This is a genomic window from Caulobacter sp. GW821-FHT11E11, assembly GCF_058808315.1.
The window spans coordinates 63,333-83,926 of the sequence record NZ_JBXARO010000002.1; the positions used below are offsets into that span (position 1 = coordinate 63,333).

Below are 20,594 nucleotides of genomic sequence, written 5' to 3' on the forward strand. Positions count from 1 at the left end.
ATGCTGACGATTTATCAAATTGACGACTTGGGGCAGTGGACCGGCGCTTCGCGCGAGATCGGCGAGATGGAAGGCTGGGACGTGACCTGGACGCTCGCGCCCGAGCCGCCGGCGCCGTACGAAGACCAGGCGGCGGTCTGGGCGTCGAGTAGCTGGCATCTGCGGGACTGGATCGATCCCGCACTGGCCATTCCGGCGTCGGACGATGAACAGCCGGGGGAGGCCGACTAGCCCCATGGACATCCCCACCATCATCGCCAAGGCGTGGCCTTATGTGATGGTGGCCTCGCCGGGGATCTATGCGGTGATCAAGGATCTCCTCGGCCAGCGGGCGATGGCCCGCAAGGCCGAGGCGGATCTGATGCAGATGGCGCAGGACGCCGCCTCGGGGGTGATCCACACCCTGCGCGAGGAGGCCGATCGCCTGGCCCAGCGCCTCGAACAGGTCGAGGCCGAGCTGGGCGACCTGCGCCGCGAGCACAGCCGCATGATCTCCGACAAGGACGCCCGCATCGCCCAGCTGGAGAGCGAGAAGCGCCAGCTGGAAGCCAGGGTCGACGTCTATCGCCGGATCCTGGCCGCCCACGGCCTGGCCGACGAGCCGGCCGCCCCCGCGGTCGCCTGACCGTCTGAAACTCCAACCAGAAAGGACACCCCATGCCCACGCCCTCGGCGCGGGACGTTCCCGCCTGCGCGCTCGCGCTGATCCGGCGCTTCGAAGGCCTGCACGACGGCGACAAGAAGACCGCCATCCTGGAGCCCCAGGCCGATCCCGTCGGCATTTACACGGTCGGCTGGGGCCATGCCCTGTTCGTCGATGGGCGGCCGGTGAAGGATCGCGAGACCGCCTACCGCCTGTGGCGCGCGCGGTGGCCGGCCGGGATGATCCGGGCCGACGCCGATGCGTTGCTGAAGACCGACGCGCAGGCCGTCTGCGACAAGGTCGCGGCGCTGTTTCCGAAGACCCCGCTCAGTGACGCCCAGCTCGGGGCGCTGACGAGTCTGGCCTACAACATCGGCGTCGGGGCGTTCGAAGGCAGCAGCGTGCGTCGGCGGCTGATCGCCGGCGACGTCGCCGGCGCGGCCGAGGCCTTCCGGATGTGGCGCTACGCCGGCGGCCGCGAGCTGCCGGGCCTGGTCAACCGGCGTGAAGCCGAGCGCGCGGTCTTCCTGGGCCGCGCGGCCTGACCGCTTAACAACCCAAGGAGCTAACGATGAAACACCTCATCGGCCCGATGGCGGGCCTTGTGCTGTCCGTGGCCCTGTCGGGCTGCGCCGGCCTGGCCGTCGATCCGGTCACCCTGGCCCAGGCGGTCAAGGTGCTGAACGAAGGCTGCGAACGCACCGTCGACCTGAGCCTCGACAAGAGCCAGCCGGGCGGCGGGTCGCTGAAGGTGACCCGCGTCTGCGCCCCGGCCGAACCGGCTGAACCGAAACCCTAGAACCGGCTCGGATACGCCTTGGCCGTCTTGGCGTCGTTGTAGCGCGCGCCCGGGCAGTCGACGGCGTAGGCGTTGGCGGTCTCGGCCAGGTAGGGGCCGCGGCCGGCGTCGCCGTTCAGGGCGCGGCACGAGACGGCGGTCTTGTAGACCACCGAGCCGTCGCGGCTGAGATCGTTCATGAACATGTCGAACGCCAGGGCCATCAGGCCGCGCGTGGCGGCGGCCCGGCGCGTCACGCCGTTGAAGGTGGTGGTGATCTCGCCGTTCGAGGCGACCTGCCGCTGGACGGGGGCGGGGCCCGCCGCCGCGCCGGCCGCGCCGATCACGCCGCCGGCTAGCATGGCCTCCAGGTCCGTGAAGCGGCCGGACGCCGCGCCGGTGGCGACGGCGGCCGTGAAGGCGCTGGCGAAGCCCGGGCCCCACTGGCGCGGACCGCCGATGCTGGCGGCTTCCAGGCCGCCGATCGCGCCGGCGATCGGCGCGTCGGAGATGTCCACGATGTGGTTCTGGTTGATGTAGTAGCCCAGGCCGATGCCCAGTACGGCGCCGCCGATGGCCGCGCGGGCGGCCTCGGGCGTGGCGCCGGTCCAGTGGACGCTGTAGCCGGCCTCGACGGTCTTCTCGCGCACGGTCTCGCCCGTGCGCCAGCGCACCAGGCGGAAGGTCACGCGGGCCGTCGCGAGCTTGTCGGCGCCCCACCAGACGTTGGGGCCGCGCAGCTCTTCGAAGGTCGTGTAGAGCATGTATTCGGCGTCGAGACGCGTGGGGGGCAGCATCTCCGCGCCCAGCAGGTGGCGATTCAGCCCGGCGGTGACCTCGGCGCGGGTCGGGCGGGTGGTGATCACGCCACCGCCGTCGAACCAGCGGAACTCGGGCGCGCCCTCGACCGCCTGGACGGCGACGTTGCGATAGAAGGGACGGGCGGGGGAGGCCTTGGCCACGGCCAGAGGCGGCAGGGCCGGCTGGCGCAGGGCGGCGACTTCGTCGCGGCTGGCGCAGGCGGTCAGCAGGCTGGCGCCGGCCAGCAGGACTGCCAGGCGAATGGACTTGGTCGGCATGATGCGCTCCCCCAACAATTGGCGGGCACTATCCCGCTCAATCCTAAAGAGAGCTTTTAAAGGTCGAGCTTTCCTCAAAAAGAAGCCCCTGTCGGGCAGGACCGACAGGGGCGTCAAAGGCTTTGGGGAAGGCTGGCGCGCTTAGAACTTGTAGTTCAGGCCCACCAGGAAGGTGCGGCCGTAGTTCTGGTAGTCGATGACCTGGCGCGGATCGTTGTTCTGATAGGTGACGAAGGGCTCGTTGGTCAGGTTGTTGACCTGGGCCAGCACCGACAGGCCGTCCATCGGGCCGTCGCTGAAGGTGTAGCCGATCTGGCTGTCGACCAGGGACTCGCCCTTGACCATCCGGTAGTTGCGGCCGTTGCCGAAGCCGGAGACCTCGCCCAGGAACTTGGAGCGATAGCGGTCGCTGATCCGGAACGAGAAGCCGTTCTTCTCATAGTAGACGGTCAGGTTGGCCACGGTCTTCGACAGGCCCGGGATCGGGGTGGCCTTGTCGGCGGGGTTCGGGTGGATCGAGCTCTCGGTGTACGAGGCGCTGAAGGTGGCGCCGAAGCCGTCCAGGATCGGAGTCAGCAGCGAGCCCGGCATCGAGGCGGCGAATTCGACGCCCTTCAGGGCGCCGCCCTTGCCGTTCTGCGGGGTGGTCACCAGGCCAAAGCGGGTGGCCGGGGCGGGGCCGCCGCCGGTCGGGAAGCCGGTGAAGTCGAAGATCACGCTCTGGTCGTAAACATAGGTCTTCAGGTCCTTGTAGAACGCGGCCAGCGAGATGTAGGCCTGACGGCCGAAGTACTTCTCGTACGACACGTCATAGGCGTCGGCGCGCCAGGGCTCGAGCTCGGGATTGCCGCCCGTGCCGCTCCACGGCGAGAAGTTGATGTTGGTGTTGCCGGCCTTGGCCGGGTCGTAGCTGAAGGTCTTGCTGGCGCGCATCTGGTCCATCCGCGGACGGGCCAGGGTGCGGGCTACGGCGAAGCGCAGGCTCTGCTCGTTGGGCAGGGCGAACTGCAGGTTCACGCTGGGCAGGAAGTCGACATACGTCTTGCCGCCGGCCAGGTTGGCGCGGGTGACGCCCGCGCCGGTGCCCGAGGCGCCCAGGGCGGTCGAGCTCTGGTCGGTATGGACGACCTGGAAGCCGAAGTTGCCGGTGACCGGCACACTGCCGACGGCGGCGTCGATATTGGCCTTCACATAGCCGACCGTGACCTTCTCCTCGACGTCCCAGCTCTTGACCAGCACGTCGGCGTTCGGGTTGCGGACCAGGTCGTACGTGCCGTTCTTGATCAGGGCGAACGGGTCGTAGCTGACCATGCCGGCGATGCCGATGAACGACAGCGAGGTGGTGCCGACGATCGCCGATTGCGGGATCGAGACGCTGGCGGGCGAGCCCTTCACGCGCAGGAACCACTCGTCGTTCACCAGCGCCTTGGAGCGTTCGCTGTAGTTGAAGCCGACCTCGAACGACGACAGGCCGTCGTCCAGGGCGCGGGTTGCCGACAGGCGCACCGCCTTCAGTTCGTCCTCGATGGTCGGCTGGTTCAGGTAGCCGTCCTGGCCGCCGGCGATGACGTCGCTGCCCCAGCCCTGCGAGCTGGTCAGCTTGATCAGATTGGGATCGGCGTAGTTCAAGGTCGACTTGAAGATGGCGACGCCGTCGTCGTTCATCGCGAAGGTCATGTTGTCGGTCGCGCCCGTGCCCGAACGGCCGGTGCCGGCATAGCTCTCGACGATCTGGTCGGTGCGTTCGACCTTCGAATAGGAGAGGTCGCTGACCAGGGTCCAGGCGTCGCCGACGTTCAGCTTGTTGTTCCAGCCGACCGACTTGATCGTGGCGTCACGATCGTTGCCGTCGTTGCGGACCACGCCCTTGACGCCGTTGAAGGCGCCGCTGGTGACCATGCCGTTCTCGACCTTGGCATTGGTCAGCGGCACGCCGCCCCAGACCAGCGGCAGTTCGATGCCGCGCTGGATCTGGTGGTTCTTGAATTCCGAGTAGAAGACGTCCAGCGACGAGCTGAAATTGTCGGTCGGCTTGAACTCCAGGACGCCGATGACTCCGTCGCGCTTCAGCATGCTGGACTGCACGTACGGTTTGGCGCCGCCGATCACCAGATTGCCGGCCGCATCGGCGGTGGGGTAGCCCCACGAATTCCAGCGCTCGGCCTGGTAGGGCGACTCCATGTGGGCGTAGCCGAGGGCGATGCCCAGCTTACCGTCCATGAACTGGTCGATGTACGAGATCGACAGGCGGTTGCCGTGGGCCTTGGTGCCGGCGTTCAGGGCGCCGATGTCGTTCCACTCGTAGCGGGCGCCGATGGCCAGGGCCCGCTTGCCATAGGCCAGCGGGCGCACGGTGCGCATGTCGGCGGTGCCGGCCAGGCCCTGGCCGATCAGGCCGGCGTCCGGGGTCTTGTAGACCACGACGGCGCTCAGCAATTCCGACGGATACTGGTCGAACTCGACGCCGCGGTTGTCGCCGGTCGAGACCTGCTCGCGGCCGTTCAGCAGGGCGGTGGTGAAGTCCGGCGCCAGGCCCCGGATCGAGATGACCTGCCCGCGGCCGTCCAGGCGCTGTGCAGTCAACCCAGGAAGACGTGCGATCGACTCGGCGATCGACACGTCCGGCAGCTTGCCGATGTCTTCGGCCGAGACGGCTTCGACGATCGAGGTCGAGCTCTTCTTCAGCGAGATGGCGCCTTCGATGCCGCGGCGGATGCCGGTGACGACGATCTCTTCGACCTTCGAGTCATCCTGAGCGGCGGGGGCGGCGGTTTGCGCCTGGGCCGAGCCGGCCATGGCGAAGGCCAACGCCAGGCTCGTGGCGCTGCCGGCCATCAGCCACGCGCGGCGGCGCGAGAATTGGGTGTTCATCGAGTCTCCCTCCCTGTCCGGCTCTGCGCGTTTTACGTCGTGCGGCGGGCCGTTGGTGCAAACTACTGCAAATTAACGGGCTGTAATCAACCCAAAAAATCGCAAACCGCCGGTCGCTGGCTCTGCATTTTCAGCGGAATCGCGCCGCCTGTGGCTTCTTTGCGCCACTACGTGTGAGCTTTCCGTAGGGAAAATGCCGCAAATCCCTTCAATGAGACGGATTGACAGCTTGCGATCGGCTCTGCAAATTCTTGCAAAGAGTTGCAATGGCGATCCCCGAGGTCGCCGCCAACGGGAGGGGAGCGATGTCGGCCTTGACGCCTTGGCGTAAGACCCTGCTGGCCGTGACGGCCCTGACCTCGCTTGGAGTGGGCGCGCTGGCGACGGCCGCGTGGGCTGCTCCCGAGTCGTCCTACCGGCTGCGCAAGCCGCAGGACGAGGTGATCTACTTCGTCCTGCCCGATCGTTTCGAGAATGGCGACGCGACCAATGACCACGGCGGACCCAAGCTGGGTCCCCTGGTCGACGGCTTCGATCCGGCGCGGGCCGGTTTCTATCACGGCGGCGACATCCGGGGCGTGACCCGGCGGCTGGACTACATCCAGGGCCTGGGCGCGACGGCGGTGTGGCTCGCGCCGATCTTCAAGAACCGCGCGGTGCAGGGCCCGCCCGGTCACGAGTCGGCCGCGCACCACGGCTACTGGATCACCGACTTCACCGACGTCGATCCGCATCTGGGGACCAAGGCCGACTTCAAGGCCCTGGTCGACGCGGCCCATGCCCGGGGCATGAAGGTCTATATGGACATCGTCGTGAACCACACGGCCGATGTCATCCAGTACCGCGAGTGTCCCGAGGGCCGCTGCGCCTATCGCGGTGTCGCCGACTATCCATACGTCCGCCAGGGCGGCGTGAACGGCGCGTCGATCAATGACGGATTCGACGGCAAGGACTTCAGCAAGCTCAAGCGCACCGACTGGGCTTATACGCCCTACGTCCCGGCGGGCCAGGAGCACGCCAAGAAGCCCGAGTGGCTGAACGACCCGATCTACTATCACAACCGGGGTGACAGCACGTTCACCGGCGAGAGCTCGCTGCTGGGCGACTTCGCGACCCTGGACGACGTGTTCACCGAGAACCCGCGCGTGGTGGCGGGCTTCATCGAGGTCTACGGCCAGTGGATCGACGACTTCGGCGTCGACGGTTTCCGCATCGACACCGCCCGCCACGTCGAGCCGGCCTTCTGGCAGGCCTTCGTTCCGGCAATGCTGGCCCGCGCCAAGGCCAAGGGCATCCCGAACTTCCACATCTTCGGCGAGGTGTTCGATCCCGACGTCGCGGCCCTGGCGCGCCACGTGAAGGTCGACAAGCTGCCGGCGGTGCTGGACTTCGCGTTCCAGTCGGCCGCCACCGACGTCGCCATCGGCCGGACGGGCACGGACCGCCTGGCCACGGTGTTCGCCGCCGATCCCGTCTACGAAGGCGGCGAGGCGACCGCGCACCAACTGCCGACCTTCCTGGGCAACCACGACATGGGCCGCATCGGCTGGTTCATGCTCAAGGCCAAGCCGGCGATCAGTGACGACGAGCTGCTGGCCCGCGTCACCCTGGCCAACGCCCTGATGCTGACCGCGCGCGGCGTGCCGACTGTCTATTACGGCGACGAGCAGGGCTTCACCGGTGACGGCGACTATTCGGACTCGCGGGAAGACATGTTCCCGAGCCAGGTGGCCAGCTACAACGACAACCGCCTGGTCGGCTCGAGCGCCAAGGGGCCGATGTCGGCGTTCAAGACCGACAGCGTGCTCTACCAGCGCATCGCCGAGCTTTCGAAGTTGCGGGTGGCCACGCTGGCCCTGCGCGACGGGCGGCAATTGGTCCGTTACGCCGGCGACAAGCCCGGTCTCTTCGCGTTCTCGCGTCTTATGAACAAGACCGAGGTGCTGGCCGTCTTCAATACAGGCGACAAGCCGATCAAGGCTAACCTCACGGTCGAGGCCGGTTCCGTCGCGTGGCGCGCGCTACACGGCGCATGCGCCGCGACGGCCGTCGCGCCGGGCAGCTATTCCATCGAGCTTGCGCCGCTCGACTACATGATTTGCGTTTCCGAGGGACGATAGTGACAGTGCAGGTTCTGGTTCGCCCCGGTGCGGAGACGTCGATGAACGCCGAATGGTGGCGCGGCGCGGTCATCTATCAGGTCTATCCGCGCAGCTATGCCGACTCGAACGGCGATGGCGTCGGTGACCTGCCAGGGATCACGGCCCGCCTCGAGCATATCGCCTCGCTGGGCGTGGACGGGGTGTGGCTGTCGCCGTTCTTCACCTCGCCGATGAAGGACTTCGGCTACGACGTCTCGGACTATCGCGACGTGGATCCGATCTTCGGCAACCTGGCCGATTTCGACGCCCTGATCGCCAAGGCCCACGACCTGGACCTGAAGATCATCATCGACCTGGTGTTTTCGCACACCTCCGACGAGCACCCTTGGTTCACCGAGAGCCGCCAGGATCGCGCCAACGCCAAGGCCGATTGGTTCGTCTGGGCCGACGCGAAGGTCGACGGCAGCCCGCCCAGCAACTGGCAGTCTGTGTTCGGCGGTCCGGCCTGGACTTGGGATGCGCGCCGCGGCCAGTACTACATGCACAACTTCCTCAGCAGCCAGCCGCAGCTGAACCTGCACAATCCGGCGGTGCAGGAAGCCCTGCTGGCCGTCACCCAGTTCTGGGTCGACAAGGGCGTGGACGGCTTCCGCTTCGACGCCATCAACTTCTCGATGCACGACCCGAAGTTCACGGACAACCCGCCGCTGCCGCCGGGCGGCAAGCGCACGCGGCCGTTCGACTTCCAGGACAAGATCCACAACCAGAGCCATGCCGATATCCCGAAGTTCCTCAGCCGCCTGCGGGCGCTGACCGACGCGGCGGGCGGGCGGTTCTCGGTGGCCGAGGTCGGCGGCGACCATGCCGACCGCGAGATGAAGCTGTTCACGGCCGGGAACGATCGCCTGAACAGCGCCTACGGCTTCCTCTACCTCTATGCCGACAAGCTGACTGGCGAGATGATCCCACGCGGCGCGGCCATGTGGCCCGGCGCGGACGGAGAGGGCTGGCCGTCCTGGACCTTCTCGAACCATGACGCCCCGCGCGCGGTGTCGCGCTGGGCCGAGGGTCGCGACCGCAAGGCCTTCGCCGAGATGTGCCTGCTGCTGCTGATGGGCCTGCGCGGCAATGTCTTCGTCTATCAGGGTGAGGAGCTGGGCCTGCCCCAGGCCAATGTGCCGTTCGAGCGCCTGGTCGATCCCGAAGCCATCGCCAACTGGCCCCAGACCCTGGGCCGTGATGGCGCCCGCACGCCGATGCCGTGGGTGTCGGGGGCGGTGAATGCCGGCTTCTCCGGCGTCGAGCCGTGGCTGCCGGTCGATCCCGAGCATCTGCCGCTGGCGGTGGACGCCCAGGAAGCCGACCCGGCCTCGACCCTGCATGTCGCTCGCCGCCTGATCGCCCTGCGCAAGGCCTATCCGGCCCTGCGCACCGGCGCGATCAGCTTCGTCGAGACCAACAGCCCGCTGCTGATCTTCCAGCGCGGCGAAGGTGCGGAGGCGCTGCTGCTGGCCTTCAATCTGGGCTTCGAGCCGGCGACCTGGTCGCTGCCGGAAGGCTGGGCGATGGTCGACGGGGTCAACCTGGGCGGCGAGGGCGAGATGCCGCGGTGCGCGGGACTGATCGCGCGGCGGGCCTAGCCGCCGCAGCTTTCCCGGATGATCAGGTCGGTGGGCACCCGTTCCGACCGGCTGGCCCGTTCGCCGCTGTCGAGCAGCTTGGAGACCATCAGGCGCCCGGCCTTGGTGGTGTCCTGGGCGATGGTGCTGAGCGCCGGGCTGGCGTAGCGGCTGAAGGGCACGTTGTCGAAGCCCATGACCGAGACGTCGCCCGGCACCGACAGGCCCGCGTGCTTCAGCGCCCGCATGGCGCCCAGGGCGATCAGGTCGGAGGCGGCGACGACGCCGTCGAACGTCACGCCGTGGTGGATCAGGCTGTCGAGGGCGGCCTCGGCCGACTCGACCTCGAAGTGGGCCGGGACGATCAGGTCCGGATCGACGCCCAGCTTGGCGTGCTCCAGAGCGTCCAAGTAGCCGCGATGGCGCTGCATGGCTTCCGGCGCTTCGGTGTCGCCGAGGAAGACGATGCGCTTGCGGCCCAGGCGCTGCAGGTGGAGCGTGGCGCGGCGGCCGCCCATGACGTTGTCCGAGCCGATCGAGCAGTAGTTCTGGTCCGGGAACTGCGCGCCCCAGACCACGAAACGGTTCTCGGTCTCGGCCAGGCGGTTGAAGGCCGCGTGCAGTGAGCTCTGGCCCAGGAAGATCACCCCCTCGGCCCGGCTGGTGGTCATGGCCGCCGACAGGTCTTCGAAATTGGCCGGGGCGATGTGGCTGAGGATGACGTCGCAGCCGCGCTCGCGGGCGGCCTCGCCGACGCCGGCCAGCAGTTCCTGGAAGAACGGGTCGGACATCCCGCTGTCGCGGCTCTGCACGCGCGGTGTGACGATGGCGATCGTCGCCTCGGCCCCGATCGGACCGGCGGGCATGTAGCGGCGGAAGGGGTAGTCCATTTCGCGCGCCAGCTTCCAGATCAGCTGCTTGGTGCGCTTGTTGACGGCCGGGCTGTCATTGAGGGCCCGCGAGGCGGTCGAGATCGAGACGCCCGCCAGCTTGGCCAGGTCCTCCAGTCGCGTCGCCCCCTTGCTCACTCCGAACCCCCCTAATGCAAAGATTTCTGCAAACTTTTTCAGAGGCCCATAAGGCGCCGTTCGATCGGGTTTGCAAGTCGGGCGGGCTGAAAACTGGCTTGAAAACTCCTGCAAATCGTTCCGCAAGCTTTGCTATTTCACGGATCGTAGTAGCGCGGGATAGCGCTGGATGATCCACCTGTAACCTCAATCAAGATTGGATTTTCCGTTGCGCCTCACGGCGGCGCATGCGCAAATGCCCGCCACGAAGTTTTATGAAAAAACTTGCGAACCAGCCGGGGCAACCGGCGGTCGGAGCGGGGCGGAGGATCCATGGCCAAGCAAAGGCTGAACTTCCTGCAGATCTGGAACATGTGCTTTGGCTTCTTCGGAATCCAGATCGGTTTCGGCCTGCAGAACGCCAACACCAGCCGCATCTTCCAGACCCTGGGCGTGGATGTGAACCACCTGGCGATCCTGTGGATCGCCGCGCCGGCCACGGGTCTGCTGGTCCAGCCGATCATCGGCCACCTCTCCGACAAGACCTGGGGCCGCCTTGGCCGTCGTCGGCCCTACTTCTTCTGGGGCGCGATCCTGACCTCCCTGGCCCTGGTGGTCATGCCCAACTCGCCGACCCTGTGGGTGGCCGCCGCGGCGCTGTGGATCATGGACGCCTCGATCAACATCACCATGGAGCCGTTCCGGGCCTTCGTCGGCGACAACCTGCCCGACGAGCAGCGCGCCACTGGCTACGCCATGCAGAGCTTCTTCATCGGCCTGGGCGCGGTGCTGGCCTCGGCTCTGCCGTGGATGCTGACCAACTGGTTCCACGTCGCCAACACCGCCCCGGCGGGCCAGATCCCCGACGCGGTGCGGATCGCCTTCTACACCGGCGGGGCGGGCCTGCTGCTGGCGGTGCTGTGGACGGTGTTCACGACCAAGGAATACACGCCCCAGCAGCTGGAAGCCTTCGAGACCGCCGAGTTCGACCACGGCGTCCACGAGAACCCCGAGCCCTCGGTCAACGCCTATATCGGCCTGGCCGCGCTGGGCCTGCTGGGCGGCGCGGCCCTGGCCCTGATCGTCTGGACCGCCCGGCTGGAGAAGGAGCTCTATGTCCTGGCCGCCCTGCTGGCCGTGTTCGGCGTGGCGGGCATCGTCGGCGTGCGGCTCAAGCGCATGGGCAAGACCCGTAACGGCTTCTCCGAGGTGCTGGAGGACTTCTTCCGCATGCCCAAGACCATGCGCCAGCTGGCGGTGGTGCAGTTCTTCTCGTGGTTTGGCCTGTTCGCCATGTGGATCTACACGACGCCCGCCGTGGCGGCGGTCCACTTCAACGCCGTCGATGCGACGTCCAAGGCCTATAACGAAGGCGCCGACTGGGTGGGCGTCTTGTTCGCCGTCTACAACGGCGTCGCGGCCCTGGCGGCCTTGCTCATCCCGCTGATGGTCCAGGCCACCAGCCGCCGGGTCAGCCACGCGGTGTGCCTGGTGCTGGGCGCCCTGGGCCTGCTGTCGTTCCTGCTGATCCGCGAGCCCGGTATGCTGTGGATCGGCATGATCGGCGTCGGCTTCGCCTGGAGCTCGATCCTGTCGGCCCCCTATTCGATCCTGGCCGGAGCCCTGCCTGCCCGGAAGATGGGCGTCTATATGGGCATCTTCAATTTCTTCATCGTCATCCCGCAGTTGCTGGCGGCGACGGTGCTGGGCCTGCTGCTGAAGAGCTTCTTCGGCGGCGAGGCGATCTGGGCCCTGGTGCTGGGCGCCGCCTCGTTCGCGATCGCGGCGGCGGCGACCTTCCTGGTTCAGGACCGCTCCACTTCTTCCCTTCAAGCCTGACGAGGTCCTCGCCATGCGAAGCCTGAAATCCATCGCCCTGGCCTCGGCCGCTGTCTTCACCGCCGGCGTCGCGCATGCCGCGCCGACCACCTGGGCCTATTCCGCCAAGACCGGCGTCGGCGCGTCGTACGAGGCCTATGTCGACGGCGCCTACAAGGCCGGCGGCAAGACCGGGACGGTGTCCAAGGTCTGGTTCTCGATCGCCGATGGCGTGCTGACCGAGGCCATGTACGGCCTGATCCACGAGGCCCAGATCAAGCAGATGCGCATCGCGGTCCAGACCGCGACCGGCCTGGCGGTGGAGGGCGCGGATACGACGTCCAAGACCGAATATCTACACGTCGACGCCGCCGGCCGTCCGCTGTCGCCGGCCTATAAGATCACCACGACCGATAAGCAGGGTCGCTTCGTCATCGAGAAGCGGATCTTCACCGATCCCGACCGCAACAGCTTGTTCGTGCGGGTGACGGTCAAGGCGCTGAAGGGCCCGGTGACCCCGACCCTGGTGCTGGAGCCGCACATGGCCAACACGGGCGGCGGGGATGTGGGCGCGGCCTCGGCCTCGGCGCTGACGGCGTTCGAAGGCAAGGCGTTCTTGAGCCTGAAGGGGACCAAGCCCTTCGCCAAGGCCTCGGCCAGCGTGCTGAAGGACAATGACGCGCTGCTCGGCCTGAAAGCCACGACGACCTCGGCTAAGGGCGCGATCGTCCTGGCCGGCCAGCTGCCGGCCGTGGCCAAGGAAGCGACCTTCGACTTCGCCATGGGCCTTGGCCCCGACGCCAAGACCGCCGACGCCAGCGCCGCCGCCACGCTGAAGACCGGCTATGCGGAGGTGCTGGCCCGCTATAACGGCGAGGGCGCGCGGGTGGGCTGGGAAGACTATCTGGCCTCGCTGACCGAACTGCCGCGCTTGCGTGAGGCGTCGGAGGACGGGGGCAAGCTGCTGCAGGCCTCGGCCCTGATGCTGAAGGTCCAGGAGGACCGCACCCACGCCGGCGCCCTGATCGCCTCGCTGTCGAACCCGTGGGGCGACACGGTCGACGCGACCCAGTCGTCGACCGGCTACAAGGCCGTCTGGCCGCGCGACTTCTACCAGTGCGCCATGGCCCTGGCGGCGCTAGGCGACAAGGACACGCCGCTGGCGGCCTTCCACTATCTGCCCACGGTGCAGGTCGGGGCCAAGACGCCGGGCAACAAAGGCGACGGCGGCTGGTTCCTGCAGAAGTCGCACGTGGACGGCACGCCCGAATGGGTTGGCGTCCAGCTCGATCAGACGGCCATGCCGATCATGCTGGGTTGGAAGCTGTGGAAGCTGGGCTGGCTGTCCGACGCCGACCTCAAGACCTTCTACGGCAAGATGCTGAAGCCGGCCGCCGACTTCCTGGTCAAGGGCGGCAAGGTCGACCTGGGCTGGAACCACAGCACCATCACCCCGCCGTTCACCCAGCAGGAGCGCTGGGAAGAGCAGGGCGGCTACTCGCCCTCGACGACCGCCGCCGTGATCGCGGGCCTGGTCGTGGCCGGCGACATCGCCGAGGCCGCCGGCGACAAGGCTTCCGCCGAGACCTACCGCAAGACCGCCGACGACTACTCGTCCAAGGTCGAGGCCCGCATGGTCACGACCAAGGGATCGTTCGGCGACGGCCACTACTACCTGCGCCTCAACAGCGACCAGGACGCCAACAACAAGAGCCCGGTCGAGGAGCGTAACGGCCAGGCGGCGGTCCCCGAGGACAAGATGCTGGACGCCGGCTTCCTGGAGCTGGTCCGCTATGGCGTGCGCCGCGCCGACGATCCGGCCATCGTCGCCAGCCTGCCCAAGATCGACGACCAGGCGCTCGAGGATCTGTACCGCGTCCGCTACGACTTCAAGTTCCCGGGCGTGGACGGGACCTTCCCGGGTTACCGCCGCTACGGCGTCGACGGCTATGGCGAGGATGCGAAGACCGGCGCCAACTATGGGGCCGACAATCAGATGCGTCCGGGCCAGCGCGGCCGGGTGTGGCCGATCTTCACCGGCGAGCGTGGCCACTACGAACTGGCTTTAGCCAGCGTCGCGGGCAAGCCCGACGCGGCGGCGGTGAAGAGGATCCGCGACACCTACGTCAAGGCCATGGAGCTGTTCGCCAACGAGGGCCTGCTGATCCCCGAACAGGTCTGGGACGGCGTCGGGACCGACAGCAAGCACGACTACGCGCGTGGCGAGGGCACCGACAGCGCCACCCCGCTGGCCTGGAGCCACGCTGAATACGTCAAGCTGCTGCGCTCGGTCAGCGACGGCCAGGTGTGGGACACCTACGCGCCAGTGAAGAGCCGCTTCTCGCGCTAGGGTAAGCGGTTCAGGCGCGCGGATTGTCGCAGTTTCGCCTCTCCACGGCATAGTTAACGGCCGCTTTAGGATTCGGCCGCGAAGAGTTGGTTAACAGCCATCCTCGCGGCCGGAGACTATTGAAATGACAGCGTTCCGTCGGTTGACCATCGCCTGGAAATTGATCCTGGTGGCCGGTCTGGCGATTGGCTTCCTGCTGATCGCGGCGGCGGTGGCGGTGTCGTCGCACACCAGCGCCATCGTTTCGGGTCTCACCAACCGCTACGCCGGCGCGGTCGCCGACGATGCGATCCAGAGCGTCCAGGCCGACATCGGCAAGGTGCAGTCGACGGCGCGCTCCATGGCGGTGTCGATCGGCGCGGCGCACGAGGCGGGCCTGCATGACCGGGCCACGGTCGTCCAGATGCTTAAGCCGAACGCCGAGTCCTCGGACATGGTGCTGGGCAGCTGGTACATGGCCGAGCCCAACGCCTTCGACGGCAAGGACGCCGAGTTCGCGGGCAACACCGCCTCGGGCTCGAACAAGGCCGGCAACTTCTCGCCCTACTGGGTGCACGACGGCGACAAGGTGATCTTCCAGCCGCTGGACCAGGGCAACGAATACGCCGAGCCGTACTACGCTGTCCCTAAGCAGACCGGGAAGTCGACGGTCGTCGAGCCCTATTCCTACGACGTCGCCGGCAAGTCGGTGCTGATGACCTCGGTCGTCTATCCGGTGTTCTCGCATGGCCAGTTCATCGGCGCGGCCGGCCTGGACATGGCCCTGGACAGCGTCTCCAAGACCCTGGGCGAGCTGAAGCCCCTGGGGGGCGGCCGGGTGATGATGCTGTCGCCGAGCGGCAAGTGGATCGCCCACCCCGATGCCTCCAAGCGCACCAAACCCTATGCCGACGCCGGCGCCGACCAGGTGCAGGGCGTGCTGGCCGGGGGCGCGGCCGTCGAGATCAAGGGCGTGGTCGAGGACGGCGTGCCGATGGCGCGCATCATCCGGCCCGTGCCGATCCCGGCCCTGAACACCACCTGGGCTCTCGTGATGGACGTGCCCGTGGCCGCCATCACCGGTCCCGCCGACCGCCTGGCCAAGATCCTGTTCATCGGCGGCCTGCTGATCACCGCCGCCGTGCTGGCGTCGCTGTTTTTCGCCAGCGCGGCCCTGGTCAAGAAGCCGCTGACGGGCCTGACCCGCTCGGTCGATAAACTCTCGGCCGGACGCTATGACGAGGCCGTTCCCGGCGTCGACGGCGGCGACGAGATCGGCGCCATCGCCCGCGCCCTGGACGGCTTCCGCCACGACCTGGCCGATGGCCAGCGCCGCCGAGCCGAGCAGGAGGCCGAACGGGCCGCCGCCGAGGTCCAGCGCCAGCGCCACGAGCAGGAGGCGCAAGCCTTCGCCGCCGCCCAAGCCAAGGCCGTCTCCAGCCTGGGCGAGGGCATGGAGCGCCTGGCCGACGGCGACCTGATCTGGCGCATGCGCGAGGACGACTTCAGCGGTGACTCCGCCAAGATGCCGCGCGACTTCAACGCCGCCGTCGAGAGCTTGCAGGCGACGATGTCGGGCATCCTCAACGCGGCCCGCAGCATCCGCACCGGCTGCGCCGAGATCAGCGGCGCCGCCGACGATCTCTCGCAGCGCACCGAGCGTCAGGCCGCCGGCCTGGAGCAGACCGCCGCCGCCCTCGACCAGATCACCGCCACTGTGAAGCGCAGCTCGGAAGGCGCCGAGCGTGCTCGCCAAGTCACGATCAGCGCCAAGGCCGCCGCCGAACGGAGTGGCGTGGTGGTGAAAGAAGCCGTCGTGGCCATGGGCGGCATCGAGAAATCCTCGCAGTCGATCACCCAGATCATCGGCGTCATCGACGAGATCGCTTTCCAGACCAACCTGCTGGCCCTGAACGCCGGTGTCGAAGCCGCCCGCGCCGGTGAGGCCGGTCGTGGTTTCGCGGTGGTCGCTCAAGAAGTGCGGGCCCTGGCCCAGCGCTCGGCCGACGCCGCCAAGGAGATCAAGGGCCTGATCAGCGCCTCGACCCAGCAGGTCGGCAAGGGCGTCAAGCTGGTCGGCGAAACCGGCGAGACCCTGGAGCAGATCCTCACCCAGGTGGCCGAGATCAACGAGCTGGTCGGCGAGATCGCCGCCTCGTCCAAGGAGCAGGCCGTCGGCCTGGCCGAGGTGAACCAGGCGGTGAACCAGATGGATCAGGTCACCCAGCAGAACGCCGCGATGGTCGAGCAATCGACCGCCGCCAGCCACGCGCTCTCGACCGAGGCCGCCGAGCTGGAACGCCTGATCGGCCGCTTCCAGGTCGGGGCGGTGGTCCACGAAATGCCGGCTCGCGCCGAGCGTCGCCCTGCGGCTCCGGCGGCGCGTCCGGCCGCCGCGCCGACCCGTGAAAGCTTCCGCCAGCGCTACGTCCAGGGCTCCAGCGCCTTGAAGGTCGCGCCGGCCAATCGTCCGGGCGAGTGGGAAGAGTTCTAGGGCTTTCTCTCAAACACCAGCAGCGACACGCCCTGACGCGGTAGCTGGAAGGTCACGGTCGCGCCGGTCTTGGCCCAGGTCGGCGGCGGACCGTCGATGACGGCCAGGCCGCTGGCGGCTTCCAAGGCGTCGTACTGCGGCTTGGTTGGGGCCATCGGCGAGCCCATCCGCTGCCAGGCGCCGTAGACATTGCCGTGGTCCTGATCGACCCGGTAGTGGGCCAGCTTCCCGCCAGCGAAGCCCTTGGGCAGGTTCTTCAGGTCCAGGCTGATGTCGGCGACCGGGCCGGGCACGTCATCGTCGTGATAGTTCCAGACCATGATCGCCACGCGGTCCTTGTCCAGGCTGGCCAGGGCGCCGACGTCGGGCCGTTCGCGCACGCCCTTGGCGATGATCTCGTCCAGCGGGATCTGGCCTGAACTGACCGCCTCGATGCGTCGTGGCCCCATCAGGCTGAACATCCGGAAGACATTGACCACGGCCAGGTCCAGGCCGTTGCTGGACAGCTGCCGGAAGCCCGCGAAATAGGGCTGGTCCTCGAATTCGAACGCCCAGGTCAGGGCGCCGTCCAGGGTGACCCCACGCCGCTTGGCCAGGTCATGTTTCCGGGCAAAGCTGGCGGCCGTGTAGCTGGAATAGACCGTGCCGTTCCGGTAGCTGAGGCTGGGTCCCTGGCAGGCCGCGCAGCCTTCCGGATCGGACTCGCCGATGACGATCGGCTTGTCCTTCAGGGCGGGGCGGGCGGCGATCATCGAGAAGCCCTTGTCGATGCCGGCCAGCTGGTTGGCGATCCCCATCTGGACATGGCCGTCGACGAACTTCGGCGAGCCCTTGGCGTGGAAGGCCAAAAAGTCGGTCGGCGTGCCCTTCTGCCCGGTGGCGTAGTTGGTCCCGTCGGTGACGTGGGTGAGGAAGTCCTCCATGAACTGGCCGCCGCTGCCGGCCACGTCCGGACCGCCCACCCGCGCCGTCGGCAGGGCGCGGCGCACCCCGGCGATGGCGTAGTCGTGCAGCTTGTGGAACTCCTGCGGCGTGCCCTTCCAGTAGGCGGGGCCGTTCGGTTCGTTCCAGACCTCGAAATACCAGGTCTCGACCTCGGCCCGGCCATAGCGCTCGATGCAGTGGCGCGTCCACTGGTAGGCCAGCTCGGACCACTTGTCGTAGTCCTTGGGCGGATAGCCCCAGCCGCCGCTGATCAGGTTGTAGTCGAAGCCCGGCCGCCAGGCGTGCTGGTAGGGCTCGGGATTGGTCGACAGCGCCTTGGGCATGAAGCCGATCTGGACATAGGGCCGAACGCCGGCGGCCAGATAGGTGTCGAACAGGTGGTCCAGGATCGTCCAGTTGTAGACCGGCCGGCCTTGGGCGTCCTCGGTGTAGACATTGGTGCTGCCCCACTTCAGGGCGGGCGTCCCGTCGCCGGTGTTCAGTAGATTGTGGGTGCGGAAATAGACGCTCTTGGGCTTCAGCGCGCCCAGGTGGCCGAGCAGCTTCCGGCCGTCCTTCATGGTCGCGTAGTTGGGCTCGTCGGCCCCGAAGAACCGCCAGATCGGGCGGAGTTCTTCCTGCGGTTTGCCGGCGTCGACGGTGATGGCGACGGGAAGGGGCGCTGTTGTCTGAGCGAAGGCCGTCGCGCTCGTCAGTGACAGGGCGGCCAGCAAGCCGAGACCAACGCCATTGCGCATGACTTCACTCCCTTGAAGCGCTGTGCTCGCGCCGTTGGTGGATGCCTAGCATGGATGGCGGCAGCCTGAGAATATTGTCTGACAAAAGTGGACTAGGGCGCCGAGAACCGGTCCGAGATGAACTTGCCCAGGAGTCCCGCCAGGTACGGCGGCGCGACATTGGTCAGCGTGACGATCACGCCTTCGCCGCCGTCGATGACGCGCAGTTCGCCACTCATCCCCTGCGCCGCGCCGTTGTGTCCGACCAGCGCGAAGGGCGCCGGATAGATGGCCATGCCGTAGCCATAGGACATGCCATCGCCCAGATCGATCCAGGGCTTGGTCATCAGCGCCAGGTGGGCCTTGTCCAGCAGGCGGCCGTCATGGAGCGCCGTCGCGAACTTCAGGAAGTCCTCGGCCGTCGAATAACCGCCGCCCGCCGACGTGCCGCGCCAGGGGAGGCCCTCCGCCGGCTTGTAGGCGTCGCCGACGTGCTCGTAGGCCATCGCACGGTCGGGTACCGCCGCGGTCTCCGGCTCGAAGCCGCTGCCCGTCATGCCCGCCGGCTTGAGGATGTGCTCGGCCACATAGTCGTAATAGCTCTGGCCCGACACGACCTCGACCACGCGACCCAGCAGGATAAAGCCGTAGTTGGAATACTCGTCCTTCGCGCCCGGTTCGAACGCCGGCGCGCGGGCGCCGTAGAGGGCGACGTAGTCCTGCAAGGTCCGCAACTGATTGCGTTTGGCGTCGTACTCCGGCCCGAAGATATCGCCCGCCCCGCCGGTGTGGGTCAGCAGCTGATGCAGGGTGACCTTCCTAGCCCAGTCGGCGTTCGGATAGTCCTTCAGGTAGGTGATTAGCGGCGCCCTGAGATCGAGCTTGCCGGCCTGGGCCAGTTGCAGCACGGCGACGGCGGTGTGCATCTTGTTCATCGAGCCGACCCGGAACTTGGTCGAGGCGCTGATCGGGATCTTGCGGTCGCGGTCGGCCCAGCTCTGGGCGAAGGTCGCGAACGGCTGGCCCTTGCGGGCGATCAGCACCACGCCGGAATAGTCCTCGCCCATCAGGGAGAGCTTGCCGGCGACAGCCTTGGCCAGAGCATTGTCGTCGAGCCGGGGAGGGGCGGGCAGGTCGGCGGGACGCGGCGTGACCCGCGCGCCCAGGGTCTTGATGTGGTTGGGCGCCGCCGCCTCGGTCTCGACCTGGAGCCGGGCATAGGTGTCGCCGTAGCGTTCGCGGACCAGGGCCGTCAGGGCGGTGGACGTCTGGGTCTCGATGCGGACCAGATCAAACCCGCCGGTCTGGCGCTCGAAGCCCACCACGCCGTCGGCGTCGATCGGCGACGTCGGGAAGCGGTCCTTGATGAACGCCGCCACCTTGGCTCGGTCGCCTGAGTTCAGCGCCTCCAGATAGGCTGTGGTCGCCTCACTGGCCGGCGTGGCGGGCAAGGCGACCTGGGCCTGCGCCAGGATGGGAAGAGCGAGCGCTGCGGCGGCGCTGGCGAGCAAGAGGCGCATCGTTCGATCCACTGGAGGTTGCCCGACGGTGACCCGGATGGCCTCGCGCGTCCATAGGCGAACAACCCCCTCGCATCCGCCGCCGCCTGCGCTATATCCGCAGCCATGGCCGAAGCGTTCAACGACCTCACCCTCTCCGCCGACAAGGCGACCCGCTATGCCGAGGTCGCCGAGGAGATCGCGTCCGTGCTGGACGGCGAGCCCAATGTCACCGCCCGCATGGCGACGGTGACCTCGATGCTGGCCAACAGCTTCGACAGTTATTTCTGGACCGGCTTCTACGTCGTGGATCCCACCAAGGAGCGCGAGCTGGTGGTCGGGCCTTACCAGGGCACGCTGGGTTGCCTGCGCATCGCCTATGGGCGCGGCGTCTGCGGCGCGGCGGCGGCGACCGGCCAGACCCAGCTTGTGCCGGATGTCCACGCCTTCCCGGGCCACATCGCCTGTGACGGCCGCTCGCAAAGCGAGATCGTCGTGCCGGTCTTCGGCCCCGATGGCCAGCTGATCGCGGTGTTCGACGTCGATTCCGACCAGCTCGCTTCGTTCGACGAGACCGACCAGCACTGGCTGGAAAAGATCCTCAAGGCGACGTTCGAGACGACGATTGCATAAATGGGTATCCGCTTCGTCGGATTCCCCACACATGGCCCGCTGATTGCAGCGAGAGGTCCAT

The 20,594-nt window shown here is 67.6% G+C and carries 14 protein-coding genes and 1 pseudogene; 10 read left to right on the forward strand and 5 right to left on the reverse strand.

Annotated elements, in window-relative coordinates; genetic code table 11:
• The 4 genes from AC1RR5_RS04270 to AC1RR5_RS04285 are packed head-to-tail and all read left to right on the forward strand — an operon-like array spanning position 1 to position 1,442.
• On the forward strand, positions 1–231 hold the full coding sequence (locus AC1RR5_RS04270; protein WP_492919862.1) for a hypothetical protein: 231 nt from the start codon (positions 1–3) through the stop codon (positions 229–231).
• 4 nt (positions 232–235) lie between these two features.
• Complete coding sequence (locus AC1RR5_RS04275; protein WP_492919863.1) at positions 236–625, forward strand: hypothetical protein; 390 nt, start codon at positions 236–238, stop codon at positions 623–625.
• A gap of 32 nt (positions 626–657) precedes the next feature.
• Entirely contained in the window at positions 658–1,188 is a 531-nt protein-coding gene (locus AC1RR5_RS04280) for a lysozyme (protein WP_492919864.1), read from the forward strand.
• A gap of 26 nt (positions 1,189–1,214) precedes the next feature.
• Positions 1,215–1,442 (forward strand): hypothetical protein, encoded by a 228-nt coding sequence (locus tag AC1RR5_RS04285; protein WP_492919865.1) that lies wholly within the window; start codon positions 1,215–1,217, stop codon positions 1,440–1,442.
• On the opposite strand, the gene AC1RR5_RS04290 is transcribed toward AC1RR5_RS04285, so the two are convergent.
• Both AC1RR5_RS04290 and AC1RR5_RS04295 read right to left on the reverse strand, forming a co-directional pair.
• On the reverse strand, positions 1,439–2,500 hold the full coding sequence (locus AC1RR5_RS04290; protein ID WP_492919866.1) for a hypothetical protein: 1,062 nt from the start codon (positions 2,498–2,500) through the stop codon (positions 1,439–1,441). The genes AC1RR5_RS04285 and AC1RR5_RS04290 overlap by 4 nt on opposite strands.
• Positions 2,501–2,641: 141 nt before the next feature.
• On the reverse strand, positions 2,642–5,371 hold the full coding sequence (locus AC1RR5_RS04295) for a TonB-dependent receptor (RefSeq protein WP_492919867.1): 2,730 nt from the start codon (positions 5,369–5,371) through the stop codon (positions 2,642–2,644).
• 305 nt (positions 5,372–5,676) lie between these two features.
• On the opposite strand from AC1RR5_RS04295, the gene AC1RR5_RS04300 reads away from it, so the two are divergent.
• Together AC1RR5_RS04300 and AC1RR5_RS04305 are read left to right on the forward strand one after the other, a co-directional pair.
• Positions 5,677–7,491 (forward strand): alpha-amylase family glycosyl hydrolase, encoded by a 1,815-nt coding sequence (locus tag AC1RR5_RS04300; RefSeq protein ID WP_492919868.1) that lies wholly within the window; start codon positions 5,677–5,679, stop codon positions 7,489–7,491.
• Positions 7,470–9,113, forward strand: coding sequence for an alpha-glucosidase (locus AC1RR5_RS04305; protein WP_492919869.1), 1,644 nt, complete (start codon positions 7,470–7,472; stop codon positions 9,111–9,113). Before AC1RR5_RS04300 ends, AC1RR5_RS04305 begins: the two co-directional genes overlap by 22 nt.
• On the opposite strand, the pseudogene AC1RR5_RS04310 reads toward AC1RR5_RS04305, so the two are convergent.
• Positions 9,110–10,196: pseudogene (locus AC1RR5_RS04310) on the reverse strand (LacI family DNA-binding transcriptional regulator). The gene AC1RR5_RS04305 and the pseudogene AC1RR5_RS04310 sit on opposite strands and share 4 nt — an antisense overlap.
• Before the next feature lie 236 nt (positions 10,197–10,432).
• Here AC1RR5_RS04310 and AC1RR5_RS04315 point away from each other — a divergent pair.
• The 3 genes from AC1RR5_RS04315 to AC1RR5_RS04325 all read left to right on the forward strand — a co-directional run bounded on the left by AC1RR5_RS04315 (position 10,433) and on the right by AC1RR5_RS04325 (position 16,740).
• Positions 10,433–11,938 carry an MFS transporter gene (locus AC1RR5_RS04315; protein ID WP_492919870.1) on the forward strand — a complete coding sequence of 502 codons (1,506 nt, stop codon included), beginning with the start codon at positions 10,433–10,435 and terminating at the stop codon, positions 11,936–11,938.
• Between the two features lie 13 nt (positions 11,939–11,951).
• Positions 11,952–14,267, forward strand: a complete 2,316-nt coding sequence (locus AC1RR5_RS04320; protein WP_492919871.1) for a glucan 1,4-alpha-glucosidase — start codon at positions 11,952–11,954, stop codon at positions 14,265–14,267.
• Between the two features lie 124 nt (positions 14,268–14,391).
• On the forward strand, positions 14,392–16,740 hold the full coding sequence (locus AC1RR5_RS04325; protein WP_492919872.1) for a methyl-accepting chemotaxis protein: 2,349 nt from the start codon (positions 14,392–14,394) through the stop codon (positions 16,738–16,740).
• Here the strand turns inward: AC1RR5_RS04325 and AC1RR5_RS04330 are convergent.
• Both AC1RR5_RS04330 and AC1RR5_RS04335 read right to left on the reverse strand, forming a co-directional pair.
• A complete protein-coding gene (locus AC1RR5_RS04330) occupies positions 16,737–18,422 on the reverse strand; it encodes a GH39 family glycosyl hydrolase (RefSeq protein WP_492919873.1) in 1,686 nt (561 codons plus the stop codon). The two genes, AC1RR5_RS04325 and AC1RR5_RS04330, sit on opposite strands and share 4 nt — an antisense overlap.
• 92 nt (positions 18,423–18,514) lie before the next feature.
• Positions 18,515–19,921, reverse strand: a complete 1,407-nt coding sequence (locus AC1RR5_RS04335) for a serine hydrolase domain-containing protein (RefSeq protein WP_492919874.1) — start codon at positions 19,919–19,921, stop codon at positions 18,515–18,517.
• Positions 19,922–20,026: 105 nt separating this feature from the next.
• On the opposite strand from AC1RR5_RS04335, the gene AC1RR5_RS04340 reads away from it, so the two are divergent.
• A complete protein-coding gene (locus tag AC1RR5_RS04340; protein ID WP_492919875.1) occupies positions 20,027–20,533 on the forward strand; it encodes a GAF domain-containing protein in 507 nt (168 codons plus the stop codon).
• Positions 20,534–20,594 lie beyond the last annotated feature (61 nt).